Source organism: Acinetobacter portensis, assembly GCF_010646905.1.
GTDB lineage: Bacteria > Pseudomonadota > Gammaproteobacteria > Pseudomonadales > Moraxellaceae > Acinetobacter > Acinetobacter portensis.
The window spans coordinates 1,359,654-1,372,185 of the sequence record NZ_JAAARQ010000002.1; the positions used below are offsets into that span (position 1 = coordinate 1,359,654).

10 protein-coding genes and 4 pseudogenes are annotated in these 12,532 nt (G+C 40.2%); 8 read left to right on the forward strand and 6 right to left on the reverse strand.

The genetic code is table 11. From position 1 onward, the window contains the following. Window positions 1-538: 538 nt before the first annotated feature. The gene (gene hmpA / locus GTK57_RS06425) at window positions 539-1,819 is read left to right on the forward strand and encodes an NO-inducible flavohemoprotein (RefSeq protein WP_092693055.1); all 1,281 of its coding nucleotides are present in this window, start codon (window positions 539-541) and stop codon (window positions 1,817-1,819) included. Window positions 1,820-1,880: 61 nt separating this feature from the next. Beyond that, entirely contained in the window at window positions 1,881-2,345 is a 465-nt protein-coding gene (locus GTK57_RS06430; RefSeq protein ID WP_092693058.1) for an RrF2 family transcriptional regulator, read from the forward strand. Between the two features lie 173 nt (window positions 2,346-2,518). Here the strand turns inward: GTK57_RS06430 and GTK57_RS06435 are convergent. The 4 genes and pseudogenes from GTK57_RS06435 to GTK57_RS06450 form a co-directional block, all read right to left on the reverse strand. After that, a pseudogene (locus GTK57_RS06435) lies at window positions 2,519-3,265 on the reverse strand (IS5 family transposase). An 82-nt stretch (window positions 3,266-3,347) separates the two neighbouring features. Next, window positions 3,348-4,052 carry an ABC transporter ATP-binding protein gene (locus tag GTK57_RS06440; protein WP_074947794.1) on the reverse strand — a complete coding sequence of 235 codons (705 nt, stop codon included), beginning with the start codon at window positions 4,050-4,052 and terminating at the stop codon, window positions 3,348-3,350. 3 nt (window positions 4,053-4,055) lie between these two features. Then, window positions 4,056-5,264 (reverse strand): ABC transporter permease, encoded by a 1,209-nt coding sequence (locus GTK57_RS06445; protein WP_074947793.1) that lies wholly within the window; start codon window positions 5,262-5,264, stop codon window positions 4,056-4,058. Continuing rightward, window positions 5,261-6,412 carry an efflux RND transporter periplasmic adaptor subunit gene (locus tag GTK57_RS06450; protein ID WP_074947792.1) on the reverse strand — a complete coding sequence of 384 codons (1,152 nt, stop codon included), beginning with the start codon at window positions 6,410-6,412 and terminating at the stop codon, window positions 5,261-5,263. The genes GTK57_RS06445 and GTK57_RS06450 overlap by 4 nt, the downstream gene beginning before the upstream one ends. Window positions 6,413-6,624: 212 nt before the next feature. Here GTK57_RS06450 and GTK57_RS14845 point away from each other — a divergent pair. The 6 genes and pseudogenes from GTK57_RS14845 to GTK57_RS06475 all read left to right on the forward strand — a co-directional run. Further along, window positions 6,625-6,729 (forward strand): annotated as a pseudogene (locus GTK57_RS14845) (transposase domain-containing protein); the annotation flags it as partial. Then, window positions 6,725-6,921: pseudogene (locus GTK57_RS06455) on the forward strand (beta-ketoacyl-ACP synthase I); the annotation flags it as partial. The pseudogenes GTK57_RS14845 and GTK57_RS06455, both read left to right, overlap by 5 nt. Before the next feature lie 65 nt (window positions 6,922-6,986). Continuing rightward, window positions 6,987-7,439, forward strand: a complete 453-nt coding sequence (gene hemJ / locus GTK57_RS06460; RefSeq protein WP_074947791.1) for a protoporphyrinogen oxidase HemJ — start codon at window positions 6,987-6,989, stop codon at window positions 7,437-7,439. Between the two features lie 272 nt (window positions 7,440-7,711). Next, complete coding sequence (locus GTK57_RS06465; RefSeq protein ID WP_163122001.1) at window positions 7,712-7,900, forward strand: transposase; 189 nt, start codon at window positions 7,712-7,714, stop codon at window positions 7,898-7,900. 45 nt (window positions 7,901-7,945) lie between these two features. Then, window positions 7,946-8,650: an IS6-like element IS1006 family transposase gene (locus GTK57_RS06470; RefSeq protein WP_087011447.1), complete on the forward strand. Its 705-nt coding sequence runs from the start codon at window positions 7,946-7,948 to the stop codon at window positions 8,648-8,650. 46 nt (window positions 8,651-8,696) lie between these two features. Then, window positions 8,697-9,281 (forward strand): annotated as a pseudogene (locus GTK57_RS06475) (IS6 family transposase); the annotation flags it as partial. Between the two features lie 170 nt (window positions 9,282-9,451). Here the strand turns inward: GTK57_RS06475 and GTK57_RS06480 are convergent. Both GTK57_RS06480 and GTK57_RS06485 read right to left on the reverse strand, forming a co-directional pair. After that, a complete protein-coding gene (locus GTK57_RS06480; protein ID WP_004281883.1) occupies window positions 9,452-10,510 on the reverse strand; it encodes a 2,3-butanediol dehydrogenase in 1,059 nt (352 codons plus the stop codon). 267 nt (window positions 10,511-10,777) lie between these two features. Next, complete coding sequence (locus GTK57_RS06485; RefSeq protein WP_004726755.1) at window positions 10,778-12,397, reverse strand: oleate hydratase; 1,620 nt, start codon at window positions 12,395-12,397, stop codon at window positions 10,778-10,780. Window positions 12,398-12,532: the final 135 nt, after the last annotated feature.

Sequence of the window (12,532 nt, forward strand, 5' to 3'; positions counted from 1 at the left end):
GTAGATTAACAACACCAAGCATAAAAATAAGTTTGATCCTATTTTAAATATGACACTTCATTTTTTCTATGCAGCCTCAGCGCGCAAAAAATCACAGTTAAAACCCTGACCTTTAAATTACGCTCATCCCTTTTAAATAATTCAGCCGTTTGCTATAGCGCGACTGATCTAAGGCTGAGTGCCTTATTTTTATAGAGATTCATCTATTTCTATTCTAATTTCTTAGCCATCAGTGTGCATCATGCAGATGTGCTTTAGCGACAGCCTCGCGGATATAAAAGAAAAAATTCTGATTCATCCCCCTAAAATCCTTATTTTTATTTTCGACACTATTTTGTGTGATGGGGTCTTATTTTTGACTATATTTTAGAATTTCCAATTGATTTATAATTAAAAATTTAGTTATATCAAATGTTTATGACTTAAATTTTTAGGTTTTAAAAAATAAAATTAAAATGCTACGGATGAATTGACATGGGTTTTTAAAGGTGTATTATAAATACATCTTTAGAAATTACCCTGTAGTGAGCTAAGCATTATGTTAAGCCAACATCAAAAAGATATTGTAAAAGCAACCGTACCTGTATTACGCGAAAATGGCGTTGCACTGACCGATTATTTCTATAAACGTATGCTGAACAATAATCCAGAATTAAAAGAAACCTTTAATATGGGGCATCAACGTACGGGCGCACAGGCCAAAGCATTGGCGGGCGCGGTACTGGCTTATGCCGAAAATATTGAAGATCCAATGGTGCTGGCGCCGGTGATTGAATTGATTTGTCACAAACATGTCAGTTTGAATATTCAAGCACCTGATTACGATATTGTTGGTGAAAACTTGCTGCATTCCATCAGTGAAGTGCTGAGTGTGCCGATGGAAGATGAGCTAATTAGTGCATGGGCTGCGGCGTATGGTCAATTGGCGAATTTGTTTATTGAAACTGAACAAAAAATGTATTTAGAACATGAACAAACCAAAGGCAGCTGGTTAGGCTGGCGCAACTTTGTGGTGTCTAAAAAAGTTAAAGAAAGCGATGAGATTACTTCGTTCTATTTGGTGCCTCAAGATGGCGGCGCGCTACCTGAATATAAAGCCGGACAATATGTCACTGTACGTCTGTTTATTGATGCACTAGGCTTTAAACAACCGCGTCAATACAGTCTATCCGACAGTTCAACTGGTCAGTATTTACGTATTTCGGTTAAAAATGAAAGTCCAAAAGCAGAAGGTCAAGATCCAGGTTATGTCTCATCGACTTTACATAACAAAGTCAAAGAAAATGATGTGATTGAGCTGTCTGCGCCGACTGGTAATTTCTTCTTGTTTAATCCAGAAAAAACCAATGTGTTGATTAGTGCGGGGATTGGTTTAACACCGATGATGGCCATGCTGAACCAACTTTTGACCGGTAATACCGATCCGAACGAAAAAGTGACCCTGTGGGAAAAAATCAAGGCGAACTTTAATAAGCCTGAACCTAAAAACCCGATTAACTTTATTCATGCAGTACGTAATTCACGTGTACATGCCATGAAAGAGACGGTGCAAGATTTGGCGAAAAAACATGACAATTTAAATGTTTTTGTGGCTTATGAACAAACCGACAGTAAAGATGTGTTGGGCCGTGACTATCATGCAGAAGGGCGTTTGAATCTAAAACAATTGGATGCCAAAATGTTACCAAAAGATGCAGATTACTATCTTTGTGGTCCTATTCCATTCATGCAAGTTCAACATAAAGCCTTGCTTGAATTGGGAATTCCAGCACAAAATATTCACAGTGAAGCATTTGGTACCGGTGGCGTTGCACTTTAAGACCTAAAGGAAGTAAGAGGGAACTTACGCCCTCTTACTTTTTTACCTTAATGAGAGCAAGATGAAATTAAACCAATTTACAGATATCGGGATTCGCGCTTTAATTTATTTGGCCCAGTCATCTACTGAGCCACCTTTTACCATCGAAAAAATGGCCAAAGACTTACAAGTCTCTAGAAATCACTTGGTCAAAGTGATTCATTTTATGGCCAAACAACAGTGGCTAACCACGTCCAGAGGCAAGGGCGGCGGCGTTAAATTAACCCATCCTTTAGCGCACTACTCGATTGGTCATCTGATTAAAACCTTACAAACTCATAATGCGGTATCAGCCCATTTGGTTAATTGTGACGCACCTGAATGTGTGTTACGCGCCTCATGTGGTTTACCTTATTTATTAGATCAAGCGCTCAGTCAGTTTTATCAGTTTCTCAATCAATATACCCTACAAGATATTTTACGTCGTCCCATGGCATCACCCACGATTTCAGCGCATCAATTAATTGATATCTTGGCCATTTCATAAGTTTTCTATGTAAAGATATTGGGATTATTGCTAAAAGCTGAAGTGATGATCACTCTGAGTCTTTTAACCGACTAAATTTTTAAACCAAGTGTTTTGCTGGCTCTATTGCATAAAATTGATTTAATAGTAGAGCGATATAAGCTGAAAGAATGCACAGAATCTAGGGCGTGTCATCAATTAATGGAGATGATTGTTGATGCTAAGTAGATCGCTGATAAGAAGTTTTGAGCCAATTTATCATAGCGTGTGGCAATAGCACGATACTGCTTGAGCTTGGCAAAAAGTTCTCGATCAGATGTCTTGCCTTGTAGAGATGTCGGTCATAATCACGCTGATCAATAGAATTACTTTTCGCTGGCATCACAATTTGACCCTTCGCCGCTAAAATTGGAGCAATGACCCGATCCCTGGAGTTGTAGGCTTTATCCATAAGCCAGGTCTGGCTCAACGATAAGTCCAGCAACACATCTGAACCGTTTAAGTCATGGGCCTGCCCATCAGTGAGATAAAATCCTGTTGGGTTGCCTAAAGCATCAGTACGGGCATGAATTTTGGTGCTTAAGCCACCTTTACTGCGTCCAATCACCTGATTTTTTTTTCCCAGCGCTGTGTTGATGAGCACGTACAATGGTGGAGTCTAACATGGCGTATTCATTATCACTGTCATGTGACAGCACTTCAAAGACCCTCTGCCACACACCTGTTTTAGCCCAACGGCTAAAACGAGTATGCACGACTCTAAAATCACCAAAGCGTTCTGGTAAGTCTCGCCACGGGATACCTGAACGATACCGATACAATACTGCTTCAACAAATAGTCGGTTGTCTTTGGCCGTTACTCCAACAGTACCCATTCGTCCAGGTAACAGATCTTTAATCTGTTCCCATTGATCATCTCTTAAGGCATAGCGTTTAGTCATAAAAGTATAATGGGGACAAGGTGGTTTTCCTCAAGGTAATTGATGACACGCCCTAGATAAAATACTTTAAATTTCTAAGTTTTTAGAAACTACGACCCTCTCCTTTTTCTTCATACGTTATTCCCTCACGAATATGATACAGTCGCTGGAAAGTCGGAATAATTTTATCGTCATGTGTAACAACAATAATTGCTGTTTGAAATTTTTCCGCCATTTCGTGCAACAAACGAATTACAGTCATGGCACGAACGCTGTCTAAAGGTGCCGTTGGCTCATCTGCCAAAATGACAGGTGGCTTATTAATCAAGCCGCGTGCAATAGCTACACGTTGTTGTTCACCACCTGATAATTGCCCAGGCATGGCATGAACACGATGCTGAACATCTAAAGCAGTCAAAATTTCTAAAGCACTTGCACGTGCAGTGTCATTAGGAACACCTGCAAGCATAGGTAATAGCGCAACATTATCTAAAACATTCAAAAAAGGAATCAAATAAGGTGTTTGGAACATAAAACCAATTTTGTCACGTCGCAATGCACTTAAATCTTTTACCAACCAGTGTTGATCAAAAATCACTTCACTCCCTAAAGTCATACGTCCTTCAGTGGGATCAATCACAGCGCCTAAACATTTTAATAAGGTACTTTTACCTGAACCTGACGGACCAATCAGTCCAACAACTTCTCCTGGATCCACCCACATATTGACATCTTTTAATGCATAAAAAGCATTATCACCTTGCCCAAAACGTTTTTTTAAACCCTCAATTAAAATTCCGTGGGTCATGTGTTATCCTCCAATTGCTTCGGCTGGATCAATACGTAATGCCATACGAATAGCTACTAGACTTGCCAACATACAAATCAACATCACAGCAATAAATCCAAGAATAGAATCCTGAGGAATCAATAATACATACTTTGGAAAATATGGCGCAGCAAAGGTTGAAGTGATTTTACCTATAGTAAATCCAATTAGACCAAGTGCGAGCGCTTGCTGTAAGATCATCCAGGCAATCGTTCGGTTGCGTGTTCCAATTAGTTTCAGAACTGCAATTTCTCGAATTTTATCCATGGTTAGGGTATAAATAATAAATGCCACAATTGCCGCGCTCACCAAAGCCAAAATTACTAAAAACATCGCAATCTGCCTTGCTGATGTTGCAATCATCTTGCTAATTAAAATATGTTCCATTTGAAGACGCGTGTAGACAGTCAGTTGCTGCCAACGTTGGATGTGTTCAGCAGTATCTTCTGCGGAAGTACCAGTTTTAAGACGGACTAAAATTGCATTTACATAACGATTGCTGGTTTGAGCACTCAGAACACTGTCTAATAAATCTGGATACGCAGGACGATTGTAAATCGGATTTTGTGCGGTACGTCGGCGGTCTTGTAAAATTGCCGCATTATCTTTTTGAAATTGGGCTTGTTGTGCATCTTTAAGCGGAATAAAAATCATCGGGTCACCACCTGATGACACCATTCGTCGAGTCAATCCTACTACAGTAAAATAATTACGACGGATTTTGATGCGATCACCTAATTTAAGTCCTGAAGTGATGTCTACAACAGCTTCATAGTGCCCCCGAGTCAATTGACGTCCCGCTAAAAGGTAAGGTGGCCAGCCTAAATTATTCCAGGCATGTTCACCTGTATGGATTCCAACCACCATCGCACGGATATCTTTATCTTTATAATGAACTTGTGTGGTCAGATAAGTAATATTTGAGGCATGTTCTACTTCAGGTGTAGTCATGACACTACGATATAAATCATCACGCACACTAGAAGGTTCAGCATATGGACCAAGCGTATCTTGTTGTACCACCCATAAATCTGCACCGCTATTATTTAATAAAGCCTTGGCATCATCCACCATACCACGGTAGACACCCGCCATAATTAGAGTCACGCCGATCAACAAGCCAAGTCCAAAACCAGTAAAAACAAACTTACCCCATGAATGGAATATATCCCGACCGGCTAAGCTAATCATTCAGATGTTCCTGCAAGATTTTTTACAATACGCAAACGGTTTTTCGCATTAAGTGGTTTTTCACTATATAAAACGATTTGATCATTTTCTGATAGACCATCGAGTACTTGAACATCACCCTCTAAATTAGAGCGACCTAGTTTAATTTCAATAAATTGTAGTTTTTGATCTGTCACTTTCCAGACACCGACTTGGTTATTGATGCGGTGAATAGCAGCATTTGGAATAGCAAGGCTGCGAGACAGTGGTGCTAATTTAATTGTCACTTCTGCTAATTCACCTAAAGGGGGTAGAGGGTTAGGTTGTTGACTAAAGACTACTTTGGCTAAGATTTCTTCGGTAATAACATCTGCACGAGGCTCTACCCATAAGACTTGACCTGAAAGCGTGTTACTTTGACGCGAACGTAAATGAATTTGTGCAGGTAAACCTGAGGCTAAGCCAATCGCACTAGATTGATCGAAGCGTGTATTCAACCAAATAGACTTCGGGTCTACAATTTCCAATACGGTTTGCCCTGCAACTACAGTAGAGCCAGGTTCTGCATAACGGGCTGTGACTATACCTGGTGCTGTTGCCATTAAATTTAAATTGTCGCGCTGGGCTTGTAGTGTATTGAGGTCTGCACGAGCTTTATTAAGTTCTTGTTGCATTGAGCCAAGTGCTGTTGTAGCGAGATCAAGCTCCTGCTGCTTAATCGCGAGTGACTCTTGACTGGTGGCATTGATTTTGGTGAGTTGCTGATAGCGTTGAACTTGTTGCTGTGCAAACTTTTGACGAATTTGAATATCTTGTTGCTGAGAGATGATTTTTTGGATAATGGCACGTTGTGCAAGTGTTTTTTCTTCCAAATCGACTGGATCCATTTCTCCCAAGAGCTGTCCAGTTTGTACAGCATCGCCAATATCGACTTGAAGGTTTTTAAGACGACCTGCCGCTGTGGGACCAATTTTGTAATTATGACGAGCTTCAACAGTCGCTATACCAAACAGACTAGGCTGAATAGATTTATACTTAACCTGTGTCAGACTGACCTTGACTGGTGCAAAAGGTCCTGTACGCAATAGGACATAAACCAAAAATAAGATTAATGTAATAAGCACTACAAGAACGGAAAGAGCCCTCTTTCCTAATAGAAATGTTTGCATCTGTATTTTGCTTATCTTATCTAATTAAGAATAATATAATCTATTTCTAAGTATTATATAAAACAATTTCTTCCCCAAAAAGGATTGTAGCAACCTCTCTAGTGAACACACTTTATCAAGCTATCCGATAATCCTTAATTTGGTCCCCACTTAAAATAAGTGGAGACTTAATTCATGACTACAAATACTCATACATGGGACGTAAGAGCTAGCTGTTTGCAGGATCACTGTACAGTGGTCAACGAGCTGTGAACACATGATGCTTACAGTCAGCGAAACTGAATGGACTGGATCCGTATGCCTATATGAGTGATTTATTCAGTATTGATGATGCAAAATGACTTTATTGCACCAAAAATCAACGTGACTGAACTGGATGAAGGTGCAAAACCATTTGATATCGTGCTTGAAAATGTGACATAAAATTGAATACTATGATGAGTAACAGTTTCGGTTTTGGCGGTGTAAATGCATGTCTTGTTTTCAAAAAATTGAGAAGGCTAAGCTAAGAATTGTTGATCATTCGGCAACGGATGATCAACTTCTGCCACACTGCCCTTAAAAGGGTGAATAGATGGATGCTCCTTCTGATGCTTTCTTGTGGGTAAAAGCATTACATATTATTGCTGTAGTTTGCTGGTTCGCCGCTTTGTTCTACTTGCCACGTTTATATGTTTATCATGCGATGAGTGAAGATGCCACGAGTCATCAGCGTTTCCAGATTATGGAACGAAAGTTGTACCGCGGCATCATGTGGCCGTCAATGCTTGCCACTCTCATCACAGCGCATTTTTTAGTGGATTGGGGTGATGCAACTCGGCATTACCATGAAGCACTCTGGTTTTACCTGAAAGTTGGATTAGTGGGCTTACTGGTGATTTACCATTTTGTTTGTGGTTATTACCGTAAAAAACTGATGGAAAACCCGCATTACAAATCACATAAGTTTTGGCGTTTCTTCAATGAAATGCCAACGCTTATTTTACTCGCAGTAGTGATTTTAGTGGTGGTTAAACCGCAGTTTTAATCCAGTTGATTTTAAAAAACCTCCTAAGTCGGTTTTTTTGGTGAGAATATATACACTTTAAATGGGTTCTAACAACAATTCGTATATTAATATAAATAACTTAAAAATCATTTATGAGAAAAATAGGTAAAAATCCATTTTCGAAACAACTTGGTTGTTTCTCAATTAAAAAAAGCGTGGATATCGTAAGCGTCCGCTGAACACACCTTATGAATTCATCCTATAAGCTTTAATTTAGTCCCCACTTAAAAACAAAGTGGGGACTTAAATTTATGACTACAAATAATCAGACATCCATCGCATCTCTTGCGAAAAAACGAAGAACATACAGTGCTGAATTTAAGATCGTTCAGGCTTGTAAAGCACCAGACGTTTCAATTGCTTCGGTCGCTTTGAAACATGGATTGAATACAAATCTTGTATCCAAATGGATTCGCTTAATTGGGCACTGTTGCAAATAACCACGAATGGTAAGCTGAAGACTGTTTTAGCTAAAGGTGCAGCATATGAATCCTTTCCATGGTCGGCATTTTCAGGGCGAAATCATTCTTTGGGCTGTGCGCTGGTATTGTAAATATGGCATTAGCTATCGTGAACTGCAGGAAATGCTGGCCGAACGGGGTGTGAATGTTGATCACACGACTATTTACCGTTGGGTTCAACGTTATGCTCCTGAAATAGAAAAACGTTTACGCTGGTATTGGCGTAATCCTACAGATCTGAGCTCGTGGCATATTGATGAAACCTATGTAAAAGTGAATGGACGATGGTCTTATCTGTATCGTGCAGTCGATCAACGTGGCGATACCATTGATTTTTATCTTTCTTCTAGACGTAATACCAAATCAGCATATTGTTTTCTTGGAAAAATGTTAAATAATGTGAAGAAGTGGCAAATTCCACAAGTGATCAACACGGATAAAGCACCCACATATGGACGTGCTTTATCACGGTTAAAACGGGAAGGTAAATGTCCACCAGACCTTGAGCACAGGCAGATTAAGTATAAAAATAACGTGATTGAATGTGATCATGGCAAGCTAAAGCGGATCATCAGGGCCACATTAGGATTCAAATCTATGAAGACGGCTTATGCCACAATTAAAGGTATTGAAGTCATGCGTGCACTACGTAAAGGACAAGCATCGTCATTTTATTATGGTCAGCCTCAGGGTGAAGTGTGTCTAATCAACAGGGTTTTCGGTCTCTAAGTACTTTTTAAAGGGAACATCATCGACTCAAATCTCTATTTGCAACAGTGCCGATCACAGTACAATTTATCGTTGGGTTCAGCGTTATGCTCCAGAAATGGAAAAACGGTTACGCTGGTATTGGCGTAATCCTACAGATTTACATTCATGGCATATGGATGAGACTTATATCAAAGTGAAGGGGCGATGGACTTACCTGTATCGTGCAGTTGATCAACGGGGTCATACGATTGACTTTTACCTTTCCGCTAGACGGAACAGTAAATCAGCCTATAGTTTTCTAGGAAAGATCTTCAATACGGTGAAAAAATGGCAAATTCCACGGGTCATCAATACAGATAAAGCAGCGACCTATGGCCATGCTTTATCACGATTAAAGCGAGAAGGAAAATGTCCAGTAGATATTGAGCACAGGCAGATTAAGTATAAAAATAATGTCATTGAATGTGATCATGGTAAGTTAAAGCGAATCATCAGGGCCACATTAGGATTCAAATCTATGAAGACGGCTTATGCCACAATTAAAGGTATTGAAGTCATGCGTGCACTACGTAAAGGACAAGCATCGTCATTTTATTATGGTCAGCCTCAGGGTGAAGTGTGTCTAATCAACAGGGTTTTCGGTCTCTAAGCACTTTTTAAAGGGAACATCATCGACTCAAATCTCTATTTGCAACAGTGCCGTAAATTTGAGAATGAATCTGTACGTACAGACTCATTCCCTATCTATAAAGATATTAGAAATAGCTACATAGAGTTTATTTCTAGTTTATTCAAATTAGTCGTTCAAATTAGGCGTTACTACGGATGAACAATAATTTTTACAGCAGACTCATTATTATGAATCAATGTTTCAAAGCCTTTAGAAACAAGATCATCTAATGCAATCCGTTGGGTAATAAAAGGTTCTAGATTAATCTTACCTTGCTCAACCAAACGGATAGTTTCCTGATGATCATTTACATAAGCAATCGTGCCACGAATATCTAGCTCTTTCATCACCACACTATGCACATTAATTGTGGCAGGATGGCTCCAAATAGAAACGATAACGACTACACCAGTTGGTTTCATTGCTGCAACGAGTGTATCCATGACTTTATTGACACTACTACATTCAAAAGCGACATCTACACCGCGGTCTTCTGTAATTTTCATTACCTCAGCAACTACATCAACCTTAGATGGGTCTAGTACATAATCGGCAACACCCGCTTCTATCGCTTTTTCTTTACGTTTTGCACTCAGTTCAGTAATGATGACCGTGAGACCTTTAGCCTTTAAAATAGCAGATAAAAGTAAGCCTATTGGGCCTGCTCCACCAACCAGTGCGATATCGCCAGCTTTTGCGCCACTTCTGACATAGGCATGATGACCGACAGATAAAGGTTCTATCAATGCTGCTTGGTCTAAAGGAATATCATTTGAAATAGGATGTACCCAACGCCGCTGAACTGCAATTTTTTCAGAAAGACCACCACCGCGTCCGCCTAAACCAATAAAGTTCATATTTTTTGATAAATGATACTTATCATTGGGGCCAGTCGGCACATCGTCAGCAATGATGTAGGGTTCAACTACGACATGTTGCCCAATTTGGATATCATCTACACCCTCTCCAACTGCATAAACCACGCCTGAAAATTCATGTCCCATTGTTACAGGTGCAGATTCTCCCGAAATTGGGTGTGGGTGACCACAAGGTGGAATAAAAATAGGACCTTCCATGAATTCATGTAAATCTGTACCGCAAATACCACACCACGCAACTTGAATTCCAACTGTGCCTGGAAGTACTTTCGGTTCAGGGATATCTTCAATTCGAATATCCCCTCGGTCATAAAAACGAGCTGCTTTCATTTTATATTCCTTATATTGATGTTAACGGTAAACCAGTGCGTACACGGCCTCAACTTTCAATAAAGTATAAAAGGTGTTTGTGTAGGCAATACCCTTACTTTTGATAAGCCAAAAGAAAGCAAAAGCCTTTGTTACCCATACATAACATCCCTATTATGATGGATAACGTGTGGCATCCCTGCCACACTCGTGTATCCAAACGTTGCTTAAATTAAACTATGTAATAGTGGCGACATAAAGGTGCTCTTATCGCTATATATTAAAAACTTAGTGGAACACTGTTTCTAAAGCTTTTAAACCCACTTTGGGATCAAGTAGACCGTTGTAAATTTCAGGGATTTCACGTTCCACCCCAAAAAATTCATAAATGGCAAGCATCGCCCCACGAACTGAATATTCCACAGTAAAGACCACGTCATCTTCAATTTCCACAAACTGTCCAAGGAAAGCAAAGTTTTGTGAGCCTTGTGGAATTACCTGTGGACGATCCCCCGGTTTACGGCAGGCGAATAGGGCAGAGGCGTATGGCATCATGGCGGTAGTAACATCAGTCGTTGCCAAAACATGATCTAAAATGTCGTCAAAACCGAGCTGTTTAATCAGTTCTGTTAGGATTTCTTGCCCCGTGGCTTCGGACATTGGTTTTTTGATGTAATCGCCTATATGGTCAATTTGGAAACCGTAGCCCCATAAGGTATATAAACCTTCAGGTAAGTCGGCAAAGTGTGGCTGTGCAGGAACCACGATGGATAAATGCCAACCCGACTCATACCAAGTCATGAGTGCGCCTGTGCCTGGTTCATTGCCTGTATAGTCAATAATACGTTTAAGTAGCACGTCATCTTTCATGGTCAGAGTGAAAGACTCCCACTTATGTTCATCGACATTGCCATAAAAAGTCATTGGACGGCCAAAGTCTGGGGCTTTTTGTGCCAGCGTTTCCCAAAGCGTCCAGCCATGATCTTCTCGATGACGAATAAGGGCAGGCACGTCATGATTACCGCCATAACGTGAGTCTGCTGTAATAGAGCCTAAAGTGAAAATAGCTAAATCATTGGCTTTCAGATTAATTTGCTCTGAGCCTTCAGGCAATTGTACATATAGGCGTGAAGCGTAGCGTTCTTGAGTTTCAGCATTGGTAATGAAGTCTGCATCTGTGACATAGTGTCCAAAACGCACATCGACGCCTTGTGCGACTAACCAACGCTGTAGGGGCAGAATCATCGAGTCATATTGGTTGTACTTGGTACGTTTCACACCCGCTAAGGTATGAATGCGTGGCAATTCTTGAATAAAACGCAAGAAATAGCGTCTTAACTCTGCTGCACTGTGCCATTTTTGAAAAGCGAAAGTCGTGCGCCACATGCGCCAGAAATTGGTTTCAAAAAAGGTTTCATCAAAAAACTCATCAATGCGGCGACTGCCAATTTTTTCTTCTTTTGAAGCTAATAGGCGCAGCATCTGTGCACGATGTAGCGTATTCAGACCAAGCTTTGCTGCATCCGCAATGACATGTTCGGCATCAATCAACCGTGCATTGGCGTGGGTTTTCACTTTTTCATTAAACTCACGACATTCTTCACGCACCGAAATGTCTGGATTTTCCAAAGATGGAATACTGGAAAATAAGTCCCATAGGCACAAATAAGTTTCATCGGTCAGCATTCGCCCACCACGTGTTACCCAAGCTTGCGCGGCATGCGGTGTATGTCCACCATCCATCGAACCACCTGAAATATCGAGTTCTTCTAAAATATGGATATTTTTGGCAGGGACTTTGGCATCACGGATTGCAAATGCAGCAGCAGCCATACCTGCGATACCACCACCAATAATCCAAAGATGGGACTGTTGTGCGTCTAATGGGGTGCGCTTCTTCTTTTGCATGGTTCACCTTTAATAATGATGTTAAAAACTATGAAGTATAAAATGTGATTTAGAAAAACCTTAAAAATAGTATGACTTTTTATATATGAAAAATGTATGAAATGGGAAGCAATTTACTCATTATATTTTGTAATC